Origin of the sequence: Kitasatospora sp. NPDC089509 (genome assembly GCF_044749365.1) — a bacterium.
Classification (GTDB): Bacteria; Actinomycetota; Actinomycetes; order Streptomycetales; family Streptomycetaceae; genus Kitasatospora.
On the sequence record NZ_JBIVHS010000003.1, the window covers coordinates 606,810 to 627,377 of the forward strand.

21 protein-coding genes are annotated in these 20,568 nt (G+C 72.8%); 9 read left to right on the forward strand and 12 right to left on the reverse strand.

Annotation, left to right across the window (positions count from 1 at the left end):
• Positions 1-96 precede the first annotated feature (96 nt).
• From ACIP4P_RS09105 to ACIP4P_RS09135, 7 genes are all read right to left on the reverse strand, one after another.
• Positions 97-2,628 carry an ABC transporter permease gene (locus ACIP4P_RS09105; protein WP_400916209.1) on the reverse strand — a complete coding sequence of 844 codons (2,532 nt, stop codon included), beginning with the start codon at positions 2,626-2,628 and terminating at the stop codon, positions 97-99.
• Complete coding sequence (locus ACIP4P_RS09110) at positions 2,622-3,461, reverse strand: ABC transporter ATP-binding protein (RefSeq protein WP_400916211.1); 840 nt, start codon at positions 3,459-3,461, stop codon at positions 2,622-2,624. Before ACIP4P_RS09110 ends, ACIP4P_RS09105 begins: the two co-directional genes overlap by 7 nt.
• A 113-nt stretch (positions 3,462-3,574) precedes the next feature.
• Positions 3,575-3,832 (reverse strand): hypothetical protein, encoded by a 258-nt coding sequence (locus tag ACIP4P_RS09115; RefSeq protein WP_400916213.1) that lies wholly within the window; start codon positions 3,830-3,832, stop codon positions 3,575-3,577.
• A gap of 150 nt (positions 3,833-3,982) precedes the next feature.
• Positions 3,983-5,224: a sensor histidine kinase gene (locus tag ACIP4P_RS09120; RefSeq protein ID WP_400916215.1), complete on the reverse strand. Its 1,242-nt coding sequence runs from the start codon at positions 5,222-5,224 to the stop codon at positions 3,983-3,985.
• A gap of 5 nt (positions 5,225-5,229) precedes the next feature.
• Complete coding sequence (gene cseB, locus ACIP4P_RS09125) at positions 5,230-5,883, reverse strand: two-component system response regulator CseB (RefSeq protein ID WP_400916425.1); 654 nt, start codon at positions 5,881-5,883, stop codon at positions 5,230-5,232.
• Between the two features lie 243 nt (positions 5,884-6,126).
• A complete protein-coding gene (locus ACIP4P_RS09130) occupies positions 6,127-7,428 on the reverse strand; it encodes a hypothetical protein (protein ID WP_400916217.1) in 1,302 nt (433 codons plus the stop codon).
• An 85-nt stretch (positions 7,429-7,513) separates the two neighbouring features.
• Positions 7,514-8,593, reverse strand: coding sequence for a bile acid:sodium symporter family protein (locus ACIP4P_RS09135; RefSeq protein WP_400916219.1), 1,080 nt, complete (start codon positions 8,591-8,593; stop codon positions 7,514-7,516).
• 194 nt (positions 8,594-8,787) lie between these two features.
• Here ACIP4P_RS09135 and ACIP4P_RS09140 point away from each other — a divergent pair, with 194 nt between their 5' ends.
• Positions 8,788-9,678, forward strand: coding sequence for a LysR substrate-binding domain-containing protein (locus tag ACIP4P_RS09140; RefSeq protein ID WP_400916221.1), 891 nt, complete (start codon positions 8,788-8,790; stop codon positions 9,676-9,678).
• Between the two features lie 183 nt (positions 9,679-9,861).
• Positions 9,862-10,077, forward strand: a complete 216-nt coding sequence (locus tag ACIP4P_RS09145; RefSeq protein ID WP_400916222.1) for a hypothetical protein — start codon at positions 9,862-9,864, stop codon at positions 10,075-10,077.
• 2 nt (positions 10,078-10,079) lie between these two features.
• Here the strand turns inward: ACIP4P_RS09145 and ACIP4P_RS09150 are convergent, their stop codons facing one another.
• The gene (locus ACIP4P_RS09150; RefSeq protein WP_400916224.1) at positions 10,080-10,715 is read right to left on the reverse strand and encodes a hypothetical protein; all 636 of its coding nucleotides are present in this window, start codon (positions 10,713-10,715) and stop codon (positions 10,080-10,082) included.
• Positions 10,716-10,855: 140 nt separating this feature from the next.
• Between ACIP4P_RS09150 and ACIP4P_RS09155 the strand changes: the two genes are divergently transcribed.
• Positions 10,856-11,683, forward strand: coding sequence for a helix-turn-helix domain-containing protein (locus tag ACIP4P_RS09155; RefSeq protein ID WP_400916225.1), 828 nt, complete (start codon positions 10,856-10,858; stop codon positions 11,681-11,683).
• Between the two features lie 188 nt (positions 11,684-11,871).
• On the opposite strand, the gene ACIP4P_RS09160 is transcribed toward ACIP4P_RS09155, so the two are convergent.
• Together ACIP4P_RS09160 and ACIP4P_RS09165 are read right to left on the reverse strand one after the other, a co-directional pair.
• Positions 11,872-12,321 (reverse strand): GNAT family N-acetyltransferase, encoded by a 450-nt coding sequence (locus ACIP4P_RS09160; RefSeq protein WP_400916227.1) that lies wholly within the window; start codon positions 12,319-12,321, stop codon positions 11,872-11,874.
• Positions 12,322-12,331: 10 nt separating this feature from the next.
• Positions 12,332-13,504, reverse strand: coding sequence for a helix-turn-helix domain-containing protein (locus ACIP4P_RS09165; protein WP_400916229.1), 1,173 nt, complete (start codon positions 13,502-13,504; stop codon positions 12,332-12,334).
• 205 nt (positions 13,505-13,709) lie between these two features.
• Here ACIP4P_RS09165 and ACIP4P_RS09170 point away from each other — a divergent pair, with 205 nt between their 5' ends.
• Entirely contained in the window at positions 13,710-14,150 is a 441-nt protein-coding gene (locus ACIP4P_RS09170) for an ATP-binding protein (protein WP_400916230.1), read from the forward strand.
• A 256-nt stretch (positions 14,151-14,406) separates the two neighbouring features.
• Positions 14,407-14,652 carry a hypothetical protein gene (locus ACIP4P_RS09175; RefSeq protein ID WP_400916232.1) on the forward strand — a complete coding sequence of 82 codons (246 nt, stop codon included), beginning with the start codon at positions 14,407-14,409 and terminating at the stop codon, positions 14,650-14,652.
• A gap of 515 nt (positions 14,653-15,167) precedes the next feature.
• On the opposite strand, the gene ACIP4P_RS09180 is transcribed toward ACIP4P_RS09175, so the two are convergent.
• The gene (locus ACIP4P_RS09180; protein ID WP_400916234.1) at positions 15,168-16,070 is read right to left on the reverse strand and encodes a LysR family transcriptional regulator; all 903 of its coding nucleotides are present in this window, start codon (positions 16,068-16,070) and stop codon (positions 15,168-15,170) included.
• A 161-nt stretch (positions 16,071-16,231) separates the two neighbouring features.
• Between ACIP4P_RS09180 and ACIP4P_RS09185 the strand changes: the two genes are divergently transcribed.
• Together ACIP4P_RS09185 and ACIP4P_RS09190 are read left to right on the forward strand one after the other, a co-directional pair.
• Entirely contained in the window at positions 16,232-16,525 is a 294-nt protein-coding gene (locus ACIP4P_RS09185) for a DUF1330 domain-containing protein (protein WP_400916427.1), read from the forward strand.
• Positions 16,526-16,627: 102 nt separating this feature from the next.
• On the forward strand, positions 16,628-17,992 hold the full coding sequence (locus ACIP4P_RS09190; protein ID WP_400916236.1) for a hypothetical protein: 1,365 nt from the start codon (positions 16,628-16,630) through the stop codon (positions 17,990-17,992).
• 96 nt (positions 17,993-18,088) lie between these two features.
• On the opposite strand, the gene ACIP4P_RS09195 is transcribed toward ACIP4P_RS09190, so the two are convergent.
• A complete protein-coding gene (locus ACIP4P_RS09195) occupies positions 18,089-18,490 on the reverse strand; it encodes a hypothetical protein (RefSeq protein WP_400916237.1) in 402 nt (133 codons plus the stop codon).
• A 463-nt stretch (positions 18,491-18,953) separates the two neighbouring features.
• Here ACIP4P_RS09195 and ACIP4P_RS09200 point away from each other — a divergent pair, with 463 nt between their 5' ends.
• Positions 18,954-19,982, forward strand: coding sequence for an alpha/beta hydrolase family protein (locus tag ACIP4P_RS09200; RefSeq protein ID WP_400916239.1), 1,029 nt, complete (start codon positions 18,954-18,956; stop codon positions 19,980-19,982).
• A gap of 332 nt (positions 19,983-20,314) precedes the next feature.
• On the forward strand, positions 20,315-20,518 hold the full coding sequence (locus ACIP4P_RS09205; protein ID WP_400916241.1) for a hypothetical protein: 204 nt from the start codon (positions 20,315-20,317) through the stop codon (positions 20,516-20,518).
• Positions 20,519-20,568 lie beyond the last annotated feature (50 nt).

A 20,568-nucleotide genomic window follows, 5' to 3' on the forward strand; every position in this document is an offset into this window, starting at 1 on the left:
GACGCGGCCCGCGCGGCAGTGCTCCTCGGCCGCTGTCGTTCGCCAACGGCCGAGGAGCACGGTCTCCGCCCCCTGGCCGGGGCGCGGAGACCGTCGTTACCCGGTGCCGACCCGGGTCCGGGCCGCGGCGCGGCGGGCCGGGACGGCGGCGGCGAGGGCGCCGACCGCGAGGGAGAGCAGCCCGGTCAGCAGGAGTGTCCCCCAGGGGATGACGAGGGAGTACTGGGCGACGGCTCCGTTGGCCAGTGCGCCGACGGCCCAGGCGCCGAAGAGTCCGGCGGCGGTGCCGAGCAGGGTGCCGAAGAAGGCGACGGAGACCGCTTCGAGGCGGATCATCCGGCGGACCGCGGCGCGGTCCATGCCGAGGGTGCGGAGGGTGCCGATCTCGTGGGTGCGTTCGAGGACCGACACGGCCAGGGTGTTGACGATGCCGAGGGCGGAGATGACGGCGCCGATGGCGAGCAGCCCGTACATCAGGGTGAGCAGGTCGCCCATGGTGCCGGCGGCCTCCTGCGCCAGCTGGTCGCGGCTCTGCACCTTGAGCAGCGGGTTGTTGCCCACGGCGGTGCGCAGCTCGTCCGAGGTCGTGCCGGTGCTGCGGACCAGGATGCGCTGGACGGAGTGGGGCAGGAAGCCGTTCTGCTGGACCTCGGCGCGCGAGCCCAGGACGTCCCGGGCGGTGGGGTTGTCCTGGTAGACGCCGACGACGGTGTACTCGGTGAGGTCCTTGCTCCTGCCGGTCCGGGCCTTGACCTGGCTGCCGGTGTGCAGGCCGGTCTCCTGGGCGAGGCTGCGGGAGACGGCGATGCGGCCGGGGGCCAGGTCGGCCGGGGAGCCGCTGGTGAAGCGCAGGTTCATCACCTGGCCCACGGTGGCGGGGTCGACACCGGAGACACGGGTGACCTTGCCGCCGAGGACCATGGTGGAGTCCGCGACGGCGGCGGCGGTCCGCACGCCCGGGAGCCGGGCGACGCGCTGCGCGGCGGCGGGGTCGATGCCGCTCGTGGTGTCGCCGGTGCTGATCACGTGGTCGGCGGCGAGTCCGGCGGCGGCCTGCCGGTCGAGGGCCTGCCCGGTGGAGTGGCCGATGGTGGCGAGGCCGGTGACCAGGGCGGTGCTGATCAGCAGGGTCGCGGCGGTCGCGGCGGTTCGGCGCGGGTCGCGCAGGGCGTTGCGGTGGGCCAGCGTCCCGGTGAGACCGCTGCGGCGGGTGGCGTACGCGGTCAGGCGCAGTACGGGCGGTGCGAGCGCGGGTGCGACGGCGATCAGGCCGGTCATCAGGGCGGTGGCGCCGAGCAGTGCGACGTTCAGGTTGTGCTGGGAGGCGTCCTCGGCGGTCGCGGCGAGCGGGACCAGCAGGCCGGCTCCGGCGAGGAGCAGGAGCGTTCCGAGCGCCGGGCGCAGGCGGGAGCGGGGAGCGGGCTGGGCGGCCGAGCGCAGTGCCTCGACGGGGGCGATCCCGGCCGCCCGGCGGCACGGCAGCCAGGCGGCCAGGACGGTGACGCCGACTCCGACGGCCAGGGCGGCCGCGACCGGGCGGGGGCCGATCACCAGCGGGCCGGTGGGCAACTGGTTGCCGCCGCTGCTCAGCAGGCCCGGCAGGACCTCGGCGATCCCGAGGCCGGCCACGAAGCCGGCCGCCGAGGCGGCGAGGCCGACCAGCACGGCCTCGGCCATGAGGGTGCGCAGGACCTGACGACGGGTCGCGCCGAGCGCCCGCAGCAGGGCGAGCTCGCGGGAGCGCCGGGTGACGAGCATGGTGAAGGTGTTGATGATCAGGAAGGAGCCGACGAACAGGGCCACGGCGGCGAACACCATCGGCGTCTTCTGGTAGCCGCGGGTCAGGACGCCGACGTAGCGGGCCTGTTGGTCGGCCAGGAACTGGCCGGTGGTGGCGTGGGCGCCGGCCGGGAGCAGCGCGGTGACCTGGCGGGCGAGCTGGTCCTGGCCGGTGCCGGGGGCGGCGGTCAGCTCGATCGAGGTCCAGTGGCCGGGGGTGGCGTACAGCTGCTGGGCCGTGGCCGGGTCGAACAGGGTCAGGGTGCCGCCGGTGGTGACGCGGGTGTCGGTGGTGGTGACGATGCCGACGACGTGCTCGGCCGTGGCCGGGCCGTTCGTGGCCAGGGTCACGGTGTCTCCGACGTGCAGACGGCCCGCGGCGGCGGTGCCGCGGTCGACGGCGATCTCGCCGGCGCGGGCGGGGGCGCGGCCCTCGACCAGCGGGTAGCGGGCGTCCTTGCCGTCGCGGCCCGGCACGTACGCGGCGCCCAGGTTGGCGCCGCGTTTCGCGCGCAGGGGGTCGCCGTTCGCGGTGCCCAGGGTGGCGCTGCCGTCCGCCGACGGCCGGACGGCGGTGACGCCGGTGACGGCGGCCAGCCGGTGGGCGAGGGGGTCGGTGAGCGGGCTGTCGGGGGTGTCGGGGCTGCCGGGGCTTGCGGGGGTGTCGGCGGTGACGCTGACCGCGGTGTCGGCGAAGGTGCGGGAGGCCGCAGCCCGGTGGGCGGCGGCGGTGGAGTCGGCGAAGACCAGGGTGCCGGAGACGAACGCGACGCCCAGGCAGACCGTGAGGACGGTCATCAGCAGGCGGGCCTTGTGCGCCAGGACGTTGCGCAGGGCGGTACTCAGCACGGGGCGCTCCCGGCGGGCAGGTGGACGGCGGAGGCCGGCCGGTCGTCCGGGTTCCGGAGCGTCTTCATGACGTCCAGGACCCGGTCAGGGGTCGGGTGGGCCATCTCGTCGACCAGGCGGCCGTCGGCGAGGAAGACCACCCGGTCCGCGTACCCGGCCGCCACCGGGTCGTGGGTGACCATGACCACGGTCTGCCCCAGCTCGCGAACGGAGTCGCGCAGGAAGCCGAGCACCTCCGCGCCCGCCCGGGAGTCGAGGTTCCCGGTGGGCTCGTCGGCGAAGACGATCGTGGGCCGGCCCGCCAGCGCGCGGGCGACCGCGACACGCTGCTGCTGCCCGCCGGACAACTGCGACGGCCGGTGGTCCAGACGCTGGGCGAGGCCCACCATGGCGATGACCCGCTCCAGCCACGGTTGGTCGGGCCTGCGGCCGGCGATGTCGGTCGGCAGCGTGATGTTCTCCCGTGCCGTCAGTGTCGGCAGCAGGTTGAACGCCTGGAAGACGAACCCGATCCGGTCCCGGCGCAGCTGGGTGAGCTGCCGGTCGTTCAGGCCGGTCAGCTCGGTGGTGCCGATGCGCACCGAGCCGGAGGTCGGGAGGTCGAGCCCGGCGGCGCAGTGCATCAGCGTGGACTTGCCGCAGCCGGACGGGCCCATGATCGCCGTGAACTCGCCCGCCCGGAAGGTGAGGCTGACACCGTCGAGGGCGGTCACGCGGGTGTCGCCGCTGCCGTAGACCTTGGTCAGGCCGGTGGTGGTGACGGCGGTCCCGGGTGCTGCGTGCGGTGCGTGCGGTGCGTGCGGTGCGTGCCGGGCGGGATCGTGGTCGGTCACGGGAAGTGCTCCTCTTGCTGACGGGGGCGGCCGGGTACGCCTCGAAGGGCCGCGGAACGTGTCGGGGGGGCGGGTCTCGGCCCGGGCGTCGGGGCGTCCAGGCGCCCGGGCGGCTACCGCTGCCGGGCCCGCAGGATCGAGCGGCCCAGTGCGCCGACGGCCAGCAGCGTCCCGCCCAGGAACAGCGCGACCGCGCCGAGTACGCCGGCCGGTTGCCCGGTCTCACCCGCGTTCGGGTTCGCGGTGAACGCGCCGGCGATCAGCAGCACGGCGGCGAGGGTGGTGAGCGCGCCGGCGCCCAGCATCCCCGTGACCAGGCCGTTCTGTACCCGGCTCGGCCGGACGCTGAGGGTGTTGTCGGACGTGTTCATCGGTCTTCTCCTCCGAAGTGCGGAACCACCGGGGTGCACTTCGAAGAGTGGCCAGCGAACGTGTCGGGGCCCGCGCCGCCGTGTATCAGCGACCGCGCCGCTCTGCAGCAGTTGTGCAGCGACAGCAGTTGTGCGGCGACGCCGCGGACGTCAGTCCGGCAGGCGCAGGGTGGCCACGGCTCCGCCGTCGCCGGCGTTGGCCAGGAGCAGCTCGGCGCCGAGCAGTCCGGCCTGGCCGAAGGCGATGGTCAGGCCGAGTCCGTGGCCGGTGCCGCGTTCGGCGGCGCCGGTGTGGAAGCGGCGCGGGCCGTCCCGGAGCAGCTCCTCCGGGAAGCCCGGGCCGTGGTCGCGGACCACGACGGTGCGGCCCGCGACGGTGACCTCGACCGGCGCCGCGCCGTGCCGGTGGGCGTTGACCACCAGGTTGCCGACGATTCGTTCGAGGCGGCGCGGATCGGTCTCCACCGCCCCGGCCGCGTCGGCTCCGGTGACCTCGGTGGGCAGGCCGGTACGGGCCACCGCCTCGGCGACCACCGCGCCGAGCGGCACCCGGGCGCGGACCGGCTGCTCGGCGCCCGCGTCCAGCCGGGAGATCTCCAGCAGGTCCTCGACCAGGGCGCGCAGGTCCCGCACCCGGGCCCGGATCAGGTCCTCGGTCTCACCGGGCGGCAGCAGATCGGCGGCGGCGAGCAGACCGCCGACGGGCGTCCGCAGTTCGTGGGCCACGTCCGCCGTGAACTGCCGCTCGGTGCGCAGGCGCCGGCCGAGGCTGTCGGCCATCAGATCGACGGTGGCGGCGATGTCCGCCACCTCGTCCCGGCCCTTCGTCGGACCGGTCCGGGCGTCGAGATCGCCCCGGTTGATCCGGTCGGCGGTCCGGGAGACCTCGCCCAGCCTGCGGGCGAGCAGTCCGGCCCCGTAGACCGCCACGGGCACGGCCGCCGCGAGCGCGAGCAGCGAGGCCACGGTCATGGCCGCATCGAGCCGGGGCAGGCCGGACAGCTCCGGGCCCAGGTTGATCCGGACGGCCAGCACGGGGCTGCCGGGCCCGCCCGTGCGCTGGGCACCCCAGACGCTCGGGCCGAGCACTCCGTCGCTGCGCCCGTCGTAGGCGGTGTGGCGGTTGCCGTCGGCCGGGTGGCGCAGCGTCAACGGGAGCTCGGGCGGGTCGAGTTCGGCGCCGTCGGCCAGGGTGCCGGTGCGGCGGTAGACGTCCATCGCCGAGTACACGGTGTTGAACGCCCTGGCCTGGCCCCGGCTGCGGATGTCCTGCGCGGTCCACAGGTGGACCAGCACGCCCACCGCCACCGCGACCAGGCAGGCCGTGGCGGCGGCCAGTGCGGCGATCTTCCACCGCAGGGCCGTCCAGCGCGGCCGCCTCGACGGGCGCACCGGCCTCAGCGCCTGAACTTGTAGCCGAAACCGCGGACCGTCTCGATCCGCTCCCGGCCCAGCTTCTTGCGCAGCCGCTGCACGCACAGGTCCACGACCCGGCTGTCACCGTCCCAGCCGTAGTCCCAGACGTTGCGCAGCAGGGTGTGCCGCTCCCGTACGACGCCCGGATGGGCGGCGAACTCCAGCAGCAGCTTCAGCTCGGTCGGCGCGAGCGCCACCGGGCGGCCGGCCACGGCCACCTCCAGCGCGGCGGTGTCGATGGTCAGGTCACCGAAGACCAGCACCTCCGGATCGGCCGGGCCTCCGGCAGGCTCCGGCACCGGAGGCGCGTAGGCGGCCCGGCGCAGCAGCGACCGGATCCGGGCCACCAGGACGAACGTGTCCACGGGCTTGACCACGTAGTCGTCGGCCCCGGCCTCCAGCCCGGCGACCACGTCCAGCCCGTCACCGCGCGCGGACATCATCAGTACTGGTACCAGGCTGCTCTCGCGGACCCTGCGGCACAGGCCGATTCCGTCCAGCCCGGGGAGCATCACGTCGAGGATCAGCAGGTCGAAGCCCTCGGCCCGGAACAGCTCCAGCGCGGTGAGCCCGTCGGCCGCGGCCGTCACGCGGTAGCCGTAGCGCTCCAGCGCGGTGGCGAAGGACCGGCGCATCAGCTCGTCGTCCTCCACCAGCAACACATGGACCGGACTGGACGGGCTGGGCGAGGACACGGGCGGCGGACTCCTGCTCGGCTGACTGGTTTCGTGGGCCCGGTGCGGGGCCGGCGACCCGGAAGGAACACTACGGTACGGCCCGGGCACGGAAGCGGTGCCCGCCGTGCACCGGCCACCACCGGGGCCCGCGACGCGGGAACGGGCGGCACCGGCCGACCGGGTAGGTGGTGACGCGGCGGCTCACAGCGCAGACCACCCGAACCGCGACGCGATCGGGTCCAGCGGCGTGAAGTACCCGGTGGAGAAGCACGTCGTCGGGGACGACGTGGCCGTGCAGGTGACCTTCGACCCGTTGTCGCCGGCGACGATCACTCCGACCGGCGCCATCGCGTCGCCCTGCGGGTTCGCCACCGCGGGGCCGCCGCTGTCGCCCTGTGCCACCGCGATGCCGCCGTTGCGCGAGCGGACCTCCGTCAGGTCGGTGCGCCCGTCTGCTGTGCTCATCCCGGTCCGCGTCACCTCCAACTCGCAGTGGAAGCCCGAGGTCGCTCCGGAGAAGCACGTGCTGTGCCCCTGGTCGAGGCGGGCCGGACCGTACAGCGGCCGGCTGTCCCCGGAGTCCCGGGCACCGCTGTAGAACCGGGCCTCGGGCGCCTGGCCGGTCGTGATGACCGCGACGTCGAGGGCGTGGTCGAAGGCGGTGATCTCGCCGACGGTGCGCTGGCCGTTGTACACGGTCCCGCCCGTCTGGCAGTGCGCGGCCGTCAGCAGCACCCGCTTGCCGCCCACCCAGCCGGGGACCCCGGTCGAGCACTCCGAGTCGCCCGACACCCGCAGGGTCGCGCCGGGCGTCCAGGGCGCAGCGTCGCTGCGCCGGGTGCCGCGGGTCGGAACCGGCACCGTGCCGACCTCGGGGTGCACGGGCATCCCCGCGATCTCCTCGGCGCGCTTCTCGTACGCGGAGACGGGAGAGCCGGCCGGGGCCAGGCGCTTCGTCGCCTCCGGCCGGTAGGTCAGGTTCAGGCCGCTGCCGTCGGCGGCCGGGCCGACCGTCGACCACTCCCGCACGTCGTGGCCCACCGCCGCGACGAACCGGCCGATCGCCTGCTCCAGCTCCGTCTTCGAGTACGCGGCCGACCGGTAGCGCACGTCGTACTCCGGGCTCACCGGCCCGACCGGGTTGTGCGCGGCCTTCGCGCGGGCCCCCGGGCGCCACGCGTCGACGGCGGCCTTCACCGGCGCGGGCACGGGCCCCTTCCAGAACAGGTCGAGAGCATGCTCCTCCGGCCGGAAGACGACCGACGTGAACCCGGAGCCGTCGGCCTGCCCGCTGTCGACCAGGCGGTGGATCTGGTCCGCGATCGGCTGCAGGTACTGCTCGTGGTACTCGGCGCTCAGCTTGACCGCGGGCTGGAAGCCCGTCGCCACCTGGGGATCCCGGGGATCCCGGTGGCCGTCCTGGGCCGCCTGGGCGACGGCGATGGAGGCGGTGCCGAGGAGCAGGAGGGCCGCCGCGTGGCGGACGTACTTCGGTGGGCGCATGCGGCCACCGTAGGGTCACCGGCGCGGTCACCCACAGTTGTCGGATGGTATGCGTGCGCCCCGCTATCGGGCCCGGCGGGCGGGGTCAGCTGGTGCGGTGCAGTGCCGGTACCGGTTGCGCCTGCGCCTGCGTCGTGACCTCGGTGGGTCGGGCCTCGGCGCCCCAACGGCGGGCGAGGACGGCGCACACCATCAGCTGCACCTGGTGGAAGAGCATCAGCGGCAGCACCATCAGTCCCGCCGCGGCGCCGGGGAAGAGGACGGCGGCCATCGGGACGCCGCTGGCCAGGCTCTTCTTGGAGCCGCAGAAGACGATTGCGATCACGTCCTCCCGGACGAACCCGAGCCGGCGGCCGACCAGCAGGGTGAACGTCAGGACCAGTGCCAGCAGTACCGATTCGACCAGCAGTAGGGCGGCCAGTCGGAGCGGCGAGAGCGTGCCCCACATTCCGCCGACGACGGCGGCGCCGAAGGCGCTGTAGACGACCAGCAGGATGGAGCCGCGGTCGACCAGGGTGAGGACGCCACGGTGGCGGGTGGTCCAGCCGATGATCCAGCGGCGCAGCAACTGGCCGGCGGCGAAGGGCAGGAGGAGTTGTTCGGCGATCTCCAGGACGGTGCCCGCCGAGATGCCGCCCTGGGTGTGCAGCAGCACGGCGGCGAGCAGCGGGGTCAGCAGGATGCCGAAGAGGCTGGAGAAGGTCGCGCTGCAGACTGCGGCGGCGGTGTTGCCGCGGGCGATGGAGGTGAAGGCGATCGAGGACTGCACGGTGGAGGGCAGCAGGGTCAGGAACAGCAGGCCCTGGTAGAGCTCCGGTGTCAGGACCGTCGGTACCAGCAGGCGGGCGGCCACCCCGAGCAGGGGGAAGAGGACGAAGGTCACCGTGAGCACGGTGCCGTGCAGTCGCCAGTGCTTGAGCCCGTCCCAGGCCTCCCGGGCGGAGAGCCGGGCGCCGTAGAGGAAGAACAGCACGGCGACCCCGACGGTGGCCGCGTCCGAGACGAGCGGTGCGGCGGCGCCGCGGGCGGGGAGCAGGGCGGCGAGCAGCACGGTGCCGAGCAGGGAGGCGATGAACGGGTCGACGCGGATGCGGAGGCGTCGTATTCGGTGGAGGCGTCGTATTCGGTGGGGGCGGGGGAGCGGCGGGGTGTTCGGGGAGGGCATGGTTCTCCGCACTGGTGGTTCGGACAGGGTGGTGGTTCGGACGGGGTGGTGGTTCGGACGGGGTGGCGGTTCGGGCTGAATGGCGTGGTTCGGGCGGGCTGGTGCCAGCCTGCCGCCGGGCCCGGTGATTGTGAATCCCGCTGGCCGCACTCACTGTCATCATGATTCGTGATATCAGCAGATAGAGTGGCCGGATGTTTGATCCGGTGCAGTTGAGGTCCTTCCTCGCGGTGGCCAGGGCCGGCGGCTTCACCCGGGCCGCCGAGCGGCTGGGAGTGCGGCAGTCGACGGTCAGCCAGCACGTGCGGCGCCTGGAGGAGGCGGCCGGCCGACAGCTCCTGCTGCGCGACACCCACTCCGTGCGGCTCACCGGGGAGGGCGAGGCGATGCTCGGATTCGCCCGGACGATCCTGGAGGCGCACGAGCAGGCGCTCGGGTACTTCGCGCGGACGCAGGTGAGCGGGCGGGTGCGGTTCGGCGCCTCGGAGGACTTCGTCGACACCGAGCTGCCCCAGATCCTGCGGGGCTTCCGACGGCGTAACCCGCAGGTCGACCTCGAACTCACCGTCGGGCTCAGCGCCGTGCTCTACGAGCAGCTGGCCGACGGGCGGCTCGACCTGGTGCTCGGCAAGCGCCCGCCGGGCGGCGACTCCCAGGGCCAACTGGTCCGGCAGGACCGGCTGGTGTGGGTCGCGGCCGAGGACTTCCGGCTGGACGACCCGGCGGAGCCGCTGCCGCTCATCGTCTACCCGCCGCCCAGCTTCACCCGGGCGCGAGCCCTGGAGGCCTGCGAGCGTGACGGCCGGCCCTGGCGGATCGCCTGCACCAGCACCAGCCTGTCCGGTGTCCGGGCGGCCGCGCTGGCCGGACTCGGGATGGTGCCGCACGCCCGCAGCCTCGTCCCGTCCGGCCTGCGCCAGGTGCCCGACCAGCCGGGCCTGCCGGGCCTGCCGGACCTGGGAACCATCGACTTCGCCCTCACCACGGGACGCACCGGCGCCCGCGGCCCGGCCCGGGTCCTCGCCGAAGCCGTACTCGCGGATGCGTTCCGGCTGCAACGCGCCCCGGAGCGGGCGCAGCCCTGACCTGGTCACGGCACGACCGCCGTGCCTCCCGTGCTGCCGTCCACCGGTGCCGTCCTCGACGGCGATGTCGCGGAGCGCCGTGGCGGGTCGCACGGCCGCAGGCTGGGCGACATTCGTCCAAGACGGGCAGGCGCGGTGGCGAGCACGATCGTCCGTACACCCGACCGGAGAGGACCGTTGTTGATGACCGACCCGTACATCGACGCCGTCGAACTCGCCGCCGCCATCCGGCGGAAGGAGGTGAACCCGGTCGAGGTGGCCGACGGCTACCTCGCGCGGATGGACGAGCTGGACCCCGGGCTGAACGCCCTCTGCCACCGGGACGACGAGGCCGTCCGCAAGGCCACCGCGGCGGCCGACGCCCGTCAGCGCGGGCCCGGTGGACAGTATTTGACGTAACGTCAGCTGACCTCGGTGACCTTGCCGTCCAGCGTCGCGCGGACCTGCTTGTCGGCGCGGGTGCCGCTGACGTTGACGAAGATCTGGATGGTGCTGGAGAACGGCAGGTTGCGCTTGATGACGGCTTCGCCGGTCTTGGCGCCGTCGATCTTCGACTCGGCGGCAGCCCCGGCGATCACCTTGGCGAGCACCTCGGGCTTGACCTCGCTGCTGTCGAAGAGGTTCGCCTTGAGGACGGCGCCGGGGTCGTCGCTGCCGGTGGTGGTGAGCTTGACGGGGCGCGGGTCCTCGACGCCCCCGTCGCGGTAGGTGAACTTGTTGACCTCGGTGGGCTTCGCGGGGTCGGCGGCCTCGACCGAGACGTAGTCCGGGTACACGGCGATCTGGAGGACCTTCATCGGCGACGCACCCACCTTCTTGGCCAGCGCCTGGAGGGCCTGGTCGATGGCCGGTGCGGTGAACAGGTCCGCGTTGGCCGCGGCGCTCGTGGTGCCCGCAGCGCTCGCGGTGCCCGCGGCGGCCGTGGTGCCTGCGGCGGCCGTCGGGTGCGTCACGGAGCTGACGGCCGAGCAGCCGGAGAGCGTCACGGCGACGGCGAAGGAGAGCGTGAGGGCGGCAGTGAAGGAACGGCGGGACATGTGAGCGTTCTCCAGTGAATGAATGAGTAGTGCCGACCGGTCGGAGGGGAGACGAACGGCCCTCTCCGGTCGGGTGCGCGGACGATCGTGCCCGCCACCGTGCTTGCCCGTCTTGGACGAATGTCGCGTAGCCTGCGCCCATGCATTCCACCGCGGCGCTCTGGGACGTCGCCGTCCCGTCCCAGCCCGGCCCGCTGCGGGGCGTCAGCATGGCCGGCTTCAGCGACCACGCCGCCTCCCCGGTCGACCTGGACATGGTCCCCTACCCGGCCGTCACCATCGCCCTCGACCTCGGCGACGGGATCCTCGCCGTCGAGGACAGCACCGGTGGACGGCAGCACGGCACCGCGGTCGTCGGCCTCGGCGCCGGCGGTGTCCGCACGCACAACCAGGGCATCGAGTGCCTGCAGATCCGGTTGTCGCCGCTGGTCGCCCACGCCGTGCTCGGCCCACCGGCCGAGCTCGTCTCCCTGGACGACCTCTGGGGACGCGAGGCCACTCGCGTCCGGGAACAGCTGCGCGACGCCGCGTCCTGGGACGACCGCTTCGCGCTGGCGGCCGCCGCACTCGCCCGACGGTACGCAGCAGGCCGCCCCGTCGCTCCCGAACTCCGCTTCGCCTGGGGCGAGTTGGTGCGCACCACCGGCGCGGTCCGGATCGAGGACCTGGCCGCCGAGACCGGCTGGAGCCGCAAACGCCTCTGGTCCCGCTTCCGCACCCAGCTCGGCCTCACCCCGAAGCGGGCCGCCCAGCTCATCCGCTTCGACCACGCCGCCCACCGCCTGGCGGCCGGCCGGCGTCCCAGCCAGGTCGCCGCCGAGTCCGGCTACGCCGACCAGTCCCACCTGAACCGCGACACCGCCGCCTTCGCCGGAACGACCCCGACGGCCGTCGCGGAGGCCGCCTGGCTCACCATCGACGAGATCGCCTGGGCCCGCCCGGCCTACCTCCGACCGGGGAAGTCGTAACAACCACCGGCCACCATCCGCCCCATGGCGGATTCGGTCGGTCTCCGAGCCTCGACCGGCTCAACCGCATGAATCCTGGGCGTGCAATCGCTCCACTGTCGGGCTTCCGAGCACTCGCTACACCCGGATTGAGTGCGAACAGCGGTAGGCGCCAACGACCCGAGTCATCTGAAACGGTCAGTAAATTGTCAGACCTGGGACCGGTAGAAGATCTTGCCGCCGTTGGGGGCGACCCCGAGCGCGGCGTAGAAGGCCAGGGCGGCGGGGTTGTCCCGGTCGGCTGTCCACTCGACCCGCGAGCAGCCCGTGGCGCGGGCTTCGGCGTGGACGGCGGCCATCAGTTCCTGTGCGACTCCCCGGCGGCGGTACGGCTCGCGGACGTACAGCTCCTTGAGGTACAGGCTGGTGTCGGCCCCCGCCGCCGGCCAAAGGAAGCTCACCGAAGCGAGGCCGGTCACCTCGCCTCCGTCGAGGGAGAGCAGGACCGTCGCGGCGGGCCACCGACCGAACAAGGCTCTGCGGACCTGTTCGGGATCGACGACCACGGCAGAGCCCCCGTAGTACTGCTCGACCTCTCCGAGGATGGTGGCGATGATCTCGGCGTCGGCTTCGGTCGCTCGCGTGATCGCGGTGCCCATCGGTGCCCCTTCATCCGGCCGAAGGCAGGGCGAGTACTTCGCGTAGGACCCGGACCTCCGGCAACCGCCTGCCCACTTCGGGCACCTTAACGGCAAGATCACGTGCACGGTAGAGGATCAGCGCGCTGCGGTGCTCCTCCGGCAGCTCAAGGATGCTGTCCACGGCGAGGCGGGCACCTTCGGCGAGGTTGCCGTCCCAGGAGAGGCACGCCGCGCGGTCCAGCTGGATGAGTGCGCGGTCCGTCCTGTTCTCCACCGGGTAGAGATCGAGCGCCTGTTGCTGTTCTTCCCAGGCGCGATCCGTGTCGTGCAACGAGGTCCAGGCGTTGCCGGAGTGGAAGTGGAGTTGCGCCTCGTCGTAGCCGAGCGCGGAGGGCTGTCGATCCTCGGGTGACAGGCGCGCCAGTGCACGGTGCGCCCGGCCGAGCGCGGACACCGCTTCGTCCCTCCGCCCGGCCAGTGCATGGGCGCGGGCTTCGAGCGGCGCCGCCAAGGCGTCGGCCACACATGGCATGCCACCCGCCAACTGCTGTGCCCGCACCGCAAGTTCGACAGCCCCAGCAAGGTCTCCGCCGTAGTAGAGCTGGTACGACTCCTGAGCGTAGATCCACGCGAGCGTGGCACGGTCCTCGGCTTGGGTGGCAGCCGCCCTGCCTGTCCGCCACCAATCCCGGGCGCCTGGGTCGTCCAGCTTGAGCAAGGTGAGCGCCATCAAGCCCGACAGGCGTGCGCAGGCCGACAGCAGGCAGCGCTTTATGGCCGGTGGATGCCGGTGTTTGAGGAGCGCCCGCAGGTCCGAGAAGTCGGCCAGGAGATCGGTCAAGAGGTCCTGCTCAGGCCGGTAGCGGGTGGCTCGTCCATGCCTTGCGATGGTGAACTCCCACTCCTCCAGGGATGCCCCGGTCATCGAACCTGCGGCAAGATCCTCTGCAAGTCCCGCCTGCAAGGCGGCCGCACGTTCGGTCGCCGGCGCCCCCGGCGGATGTTCAGCCAAGTCACAGAGGAGTCCACCCGCCCCGAGTGCCGTGTCCAGTGCCGCCGCTATGGCGGGCGTGGGCGACCGGCGTTCGTTCTCCAGGTCGGAGACAACGGTCTTGCTGCACCGGGCAAGTCTCGCGACATCGCGCACGGACAGGGTTCCGCGCAGGCGCCGGAGGGCCTGCGCGAAGGTCTCGTCGGTCATGCCTCACCTCCGGTGTCCGCGCTGTCCGCACAGCTGCGGACAGTTGCGGACGGCTGATCTCTTTCAGCCACCACGGCTTCGTACGACGCTACTTCCAGAGACACAGGAACTCGGCGCATCCACGGAGATTCCACTGGATATGACGATACGTCATGTCTTCTCACCGTGACACGCCGCAAACGAGTCATAGATGGAGGGGATCGGTGTGTCTGACTCCCTTGTCACACCGGCCACGGTGGCGGGCGAAGCGTTCTTCTGGCTCCCGCGCCATCGCTCGTCCGTTCCCTCGGCGCGAGCGCTGTTGGGGAACTTCCTCAGTGAAGTGCCGAACGGAGCCACCCTTGCCGCCGACGGCACGCTCGTACTCTCGGAGTTGGTGACCAACGCCGTGGTGCACGCCCGGGTGCCCCGAGGCCGCCGCATCGCGGTGCGGTTCGAGGTGATCTGCGATCACCTGCGGATCGAGGTCCACGACGCGAGCAACGAGCGGCCGGTGATCCGACGGTTCGGCGGCGCCGACGACGTGTCGGGGCGCGGGCTGTGCCTGGTGGAGACCCTGTCGGTGGAGTGGGGCTGCCAGCCTCGACCGGAAGGTATCGGGAAGATCGTTTGGGCCCTGGTGGGTCCGAAGGGCGGTGCGCGGTGAAGACGAAGCGTGCGTCCGGGGTGACGGCTACGCGGTGCTTCTACGGCGGTGCGGGGCTGCGCAAGACCACGGCCCGGTACATCGTGGTCAACGGACAGGTCGTGGGTGTTCACATGCGGCACCCTCGTCGTTCCGGGGAGGTGTCGGCGTGACGACCCTTCCCCAGGATCCCGGCCCCGACACCGGTCCCGGCGGTGAGCACAGCACCTCGTTGGAGGCTCCGCGCCCGCTCCCGGTCGTGGTAGAGGTGCGGGGTGTGACGGAGGCCGCGCAGTTCACAAGGCTGACGGCCGCGCTGGCCGCGCTGCTGGGCTTGTTGCGGGCGCTGCCCCTGAGTTCGGAGCAGCACGTGTTCTTCGACGAGCAGTTCGGGCCGACCGGCACGGATCAGATCGCGCACCGGCTCGCGATGTTCGGGGAGGTGCGGTCGTTGGCCTTCCTCGGCATCACCCCCCATCTGGTCAGGGTGATGCTGATCGACCCGGCAGCACCTCGACAGTGAGGCGTCTGAGGGCGTGGCGCGGCTGGATGCTGACATGGTGGTTGCTACACGGTCGGTTCACTGGGCCGGTGCGGGTGATCCCACCGGGACGGCGTGCCTCGCACCGTGAGGTGGCGACTTGGTGCACCGAACCCGGTTTCGAATCCTGTATGCGCTTGCGGTTGATGCGCCGGATCTGGCGAGCCCGAACGGGAGTGGATGATCCGCTGGTCAACCTCGGTGAGGCGGAGTTGTTCCGGCAGATCTTCGGCCAGGACCCCGACGGCACCGAGGCCGAAGAGCGCCGGTGACGGTTCGGACCTGGGGGACGAAGGCACGTCGGACCGGCCGGACCACGAACACTCCGACGAACCCGCCGATGAAGACGGAGAGGCCTTCCCCGGCCCGGCCCCCTGCGCACGGTGGCGCCCCCGTGCCGGCCTCGGGGTGCGGTGGGCGGCATCGTGCTCCGCCGCGCACGGTCCGGCCCTGGGCGGCCCGGTCCCACGGGCCGCCGGTTGTCGTCGAGGTGCGCGTCAGGCAGGCAGCCAGTGCAGTTCGTGCGCCAGGGTTCTGGCGGCGGCGCGGATGCGGCGGTGCAGTGGCGACGGGTCGCGGGGGAGGACCAGGTGGAAGGTGAGGCCGGGCGCGTCCCGTAGCGGTCGCCAGGTGAGGCCGGCCGGTTGGGTCGTGGCCGCGGCTTCTCCGGCCGGCGCGAGCGTGAGCCCGTCGCGCAGGTCGTGCTGGGACAGGTCGAAGGAGACGGCGGGCGTGCGGAACCGGGGGTGTGGCCGGATGTCCTGGAACAGGGCGGACAGCTGGTCGTGGATGACGGGGTTGGCCACACGGTCCGGGAGACGCAGCGGATAGGCGGCGGCGTCGGCGATCTCGATCTCCGGGTGTTCGGCCAGCGGATGGTGCTGCGCCAGCTGGACCCCGATGCGTGTGCGTCGTAGCAGGAACCGGCGTACGCCACGGCCCGGTTGTTCACCGCGGGTGATGCCGGCGTCGATGCGGCCGTCGGCGACCGCGGGGGAGATCTCCGGTGTCGCCATCGGGACCGCGCCGACCTGGAGTCCGCCGTTGTCGCGGATCAGTCTGTCGACCAGGGCCGGTGCGGTCCCGACCCCGGCGCTGAGGCTGTATCCGATGCGCAGCGTGCCCAGTTGGCCGGCCGCCGCGCTCCGGGCGGCGTCCCAGGCCCGGTCCAGTGCCGCCAGCGCGGGCGGTGCGGACTCCGCCAGAGCCGCACCGGCCGTGGTCAGTGCGACGCTGCGGGTGGTGCGGACCAGCAGGGCCGTACCGAGTTCCGTCTCCAGCCGGCGCATCCGGGCGCTGAGTGCGGGCTGTGCGATGCCGATCCGTGCGGCCGCGCGGGTGAAGTTCAACTCCTGTGCCAGCACCAGGAAGTAGCGCAGGCTCACGGTGTCCGGCGGCACCTGCCCTCCCTGCGGATTGATAATGATCCGTTCTGAGTCTAGCTCGTACCGGTCTTTCCCCTGACCGCTCGTCAGGTCCTAGCCTGCGGATGCCGGGATCGATCGTCGATCCGGGTGCCGAGGCGCAGTCGGACGTGTCCGGCCGAGCACAGGAGGTTTCCGTGGCCAAGGGCTACTGGGTCAGTGTCTATCCCGCCGCTTCCGACTCCGAGGTGCTGACCGCCTACGAGGAGTTGGCCGGTCCGGCGGTCCGGGCCGGGGGCGGGCGCCTGCTGTCCCGTGGCCGTCGAGTCGTCGCCAGGGAGGCCGGAATCACGCAACGTGTGGTTCTGATCGAGTTCGACAGCTTCGAACAGGCCGTCGCGGCCTACGGGAGCGAGGCGTACCAGCAGGCGCTGGTGGCCCTCCCCGACGGCTTCGAGCGCGATTTCCGCATCGTCGACGGCATCGACTGACGGTCATCGGGACGACGGTGGCGAGTGGACGCTCTCCGGGGCCGGTGGTGTTCGGTCACTTCACCGGGTGGGGCCCGGGACGAGTCGTTCCGCACGCTGGGGGTGACCCATCTGGTGGAGCACCTGGCGATGGGCACGCTGCCCCGGCTGCACCACGAGCACAATGCCTCGGTGGGGCTGACCACGACCGAGTTCACCTGTTCCGGGCGGCCCGAGCAGGTGGTCGAGTTCCTCGGCCTGGTCTGCCGGGCGCTGGGGGCGCTGCCGCTGGAGCGGATCGAGCGGGAGGCGGGGGTGCTGGCCGCCGAGGGCGGCATGTCGGCCGACCCGGTCACCGGCGAGTTGCTGTCGCACCGCTACGGGGTGCAGGGCGTCGGCCTGGCCGCCTACCAGGGCCCCGGCCCGGACCGGATCCCGGTCGAGGCGGTCCGGGAGACGCTCGCCCGGCACTTCCACGCCGGTAACGCCGTCCTGGTGCTGACCGGTCCGCCGCCGGTCGGACTGCGGCTGCCGCTGCCCTCCGGCGAGCGGCCGCCGCGCGGCGCCACCCAGCCCGTCCTGCGTGGAGGCGCCGCCTGGTACCAGGAGAACGTGCCGAGCCCCGGCCTCGCCCTGCACGGCGACCTCGACGACGACGCGCTGTTCCTCGCCGTCGAGGTGCTGGCCAACCGGCTGCGCGAGACCGTCCGCCACCAGCACGGCCTCTCCTACGACGTCGGCCGCGACACCGTGTTCGTCGGCCCCGGCCAGGGCGAGCGCACCCTCGTCCTGGACGCCCGCGAGGGCCAGGACCAGCGGGTCGCCGAGCTGCTCTGGGCCGAGACGGTCCGGCTGGCCCGGGACGGCATGTCCGAGCAGGAGCTGGCCGAGGAACTGGCCGGCGTCCGCGAGGCCTTCCAGGACCCGCGCTCGACGCCCTTCGAACTCCGGGAGGCCGCAGCCGAGTCGCTGTTCGGCGGCGACTACCGGGATGCCGACACCCGGCTCGACAGCCTGACCCGGGTGACCCCGGACGGGGCCCGGCAGGCGCTCGCGCAGGCCCTGCGCACCGCAGTGCTGGTGGTCCCGTGCGGCACCGAGCCGGATGTGCGGCAGCCGGACGGCACCCCGCTGCCGAAGTACTCCTGCGGGGGCGGCGGTCAGCGACTCCCCGCCGCCGGACGGACGTTCCGGCCGCCGCTGCTCGCCCGGCTGTTCTCCTCGAACGCCCGCCGGATACGCCTGGTGGTGGACGAGGCGGGACTGTGGATGGGCCATCCCGACGGCACCGTCTGCCACGTCCGGTACGACGAGGTGGTGGGTGTGGAGACGGACGGCCCCAGCCGGGTGGTGTTCGGCCGCAACAGCTGCTTCATCCCCGTCGTGTCCGACCTGTTCCCCGACGCCGCCCCGGCGGTCGCGGCCATCGACGCGGCCGTCCCCGAGTCCCTGCGCTACCCGGTCTCGGCGTTCCGCCCGACTGAGTGACCCGACCGAGTGGCCCGGCGGACTGACCCGGCCGACGGACCCGGCCGACGGACTCCTGGACACCCCGGCCGCGCGCCGCCGTCGGCCCGCCTCCGGTCAGCGGTGGCGGCGGTCGCGTCGGCTGACGAGCCGAAGGCGTGGGGAGGGCAGCAGGAAGCCGGTGAAGCCGACTTGGAAGAGGATCAGGCCGAGCAGCCACCACGTGCCGCCGAGGAGCAGTCCGGTGAACATCGCCGGTCCGCACAGCAGGAAGGCGAGCACGGTCCTGTGGTACTCGTTTTCCCGCATCGGGGCGGTCAGCAGGAGCAGGACCAGCGACGGGACGCCGACGTAGATCGACAGGAACAGTCCCAGCAAGGCGAAGTACCCGTCCGCCTCGTTGAAGAGGGCGAGCCCGCCGACCACGGCTCCCCAGCCGCACGCGAGGGCGATCAGGTATCGGGCCGCCGCGCGCAGGAACCACAGCAGGGCGCTCTCGACCCTCAGCACCATCCCCATCGGTACCGGCTCCCCCTCGTCCGCTCCTGAGGTCGATATCGTCGCAGGAAAATTGAACATGTTCAATATGGAGGCGGGAAGCCGAATGCGCGGTGGTGAAACCGCCCACCCCGCGGGCCCGCGGTTGGCGCGAGCCCGCGCAGGAACCCGGATACGTTCTCGGGGTTGCCCCTGACGCAGCCCCGAGAGGTGGGCCGGTCGAATCAGTGGTCAGCCCTGATGACGCGTCAGATCCCGACTGGGAGCGTGGAACCGACGGCCACCGGTCAAGGGAGTTGACGTGATGTGGGGTAGGGGAGTGCACCGGGCGCCGATCGTGGGCGCGGCACTGGTCGCGGGTATGGCGATGACGTTAACGGCCGCACCGGCCAACGCGGCGTCGCCGAGGTCGGCCACGCAGGGTACGGACACGACTGCACGGCTCACCCTGCCCGCCCCGACGGGCCGGCACACGCTGGGGACGGTGTCGCTGCACCTGGTCGATCCCTCGCGCCGGGACACCTGGGTACCCGGCCGGCCGGTGCGCGAGTTGGTGGTGCAACTCTGGTACCCGGCAGATCACTCGCCCGCGTACCCGAAGGCGCCGTACATGACCCCCGGCGCCGCCACGACCTTCATGACCACCAACGGCCTTCCCGCCGACCGGATCACCCTGCCCGTCACCCACGCGGGCCAGGGCGCACCCGCCGAGCCCGGCCGCTTCCCGGTGCTGCTCTACGCCCACGGCTCGCACGACAACCGCGCCGGCAACACCGCACTGCTCGAAGACCTGGCCAGCCACGGATACATCGTCGCCTCGATCGACCACACCCACTACGCCGAGGAAGTCGAGTTCCCCGACCACCGCGTTGAGACCGAGGTGCACGACCCCGATCCCGTCCACGAACTGGACACCCGGGTCGCCGACGTCCGCTACGTCCTGGACGAGATCACCGCCCTGGCACACGGCGCCGATCCGGACGCCGAACACCGGGCCCTGCCCCGACGGCTGGCCAGGGCCCTGGACCTCGACCGCATCGGCATGTTCGGCGCCTCCTTCGGCGGCGTCGAGAGCGCGGCGGCCATGAACGCCGACCCGCGGATCAGGGCCGCGGCCAGTCTGGACGGTCCGCTCGCCGAGCCGGGGTTCGGACCGATCAGCCGCGACGGTGTGACCAAGCCGCTGCTGAACCTCACCTCGGCCGCCGCCGACGGCCATCCCCCGCTCCGCCCGCTGCTGCACGGCTGGGGCCGGGTGTACCGGATGGACGGCAGCGAGCACCTGACCTACTCCGACGGCGAGATCCTCATCCCCCAAGCCGAGCCGGTGCTGCAGATCCCCGCCGACCAGCTGACCCAGCAGTACGGCACCATCGCCCCACGACGCGCCCTGCGCCTCGAACGCACCTATCTGCGCGCCTACTTCGACCTGCAACTGCGGGACCGCCACACCTGCCCCGACCTGTTCGACGGTCCCTCCGCCGCGTACCCCGAGATGAAACCCGGCGCCTGAGCGGCCGGCCGCGTCCGTATCCGCGTCCGCGTCCGTATCCGCGTCCGCATGCCGGCCGGCCCGTCCGGTCGAGACCATTCGCCACCGGACCCGTACCCTCGACTCCGTGCCCCGCGATCCGAAGAAGCCCCGCCAACTCGTCGCCGACGGACGCGCGTTCCTGTGGACGCTCCGCCACGATCACCGCGCGCTGGACGACGGCCGGTCCGAGGGCTGCCGCGAGACCCTCACGCTGCACCCCCAGCCCGTCGGTACCGGCGGCCCCGCTGCGCATCGTCTTCGCCCAGGGTCCGGGCCGGTACGTCGGCGGGTTCCCCCTGGGCTCCGGGGACGTGGGGTTCGTCCGGGGCGGCTCCCTGAACCTGTACGAACCGGGCGCCGTCCGGGCGTTGCTCGATGTGGCGTCGGCCCGCGGGTGGCAGCCGGGACTGCGGCGGCGGGCGGTGGAGGTCGACGGCTGGTCCCTGCTGGAGGCGGCAGCCGCCGTGCGAGCCGGGGACGCCGGACCCGAGGGCCAGGTCGCGGCGGGGAGGTAGCGGGCCGCCGGCGGGCGAAGGAGCAGGGAGACGGCGTGGCCCGGTCCGAC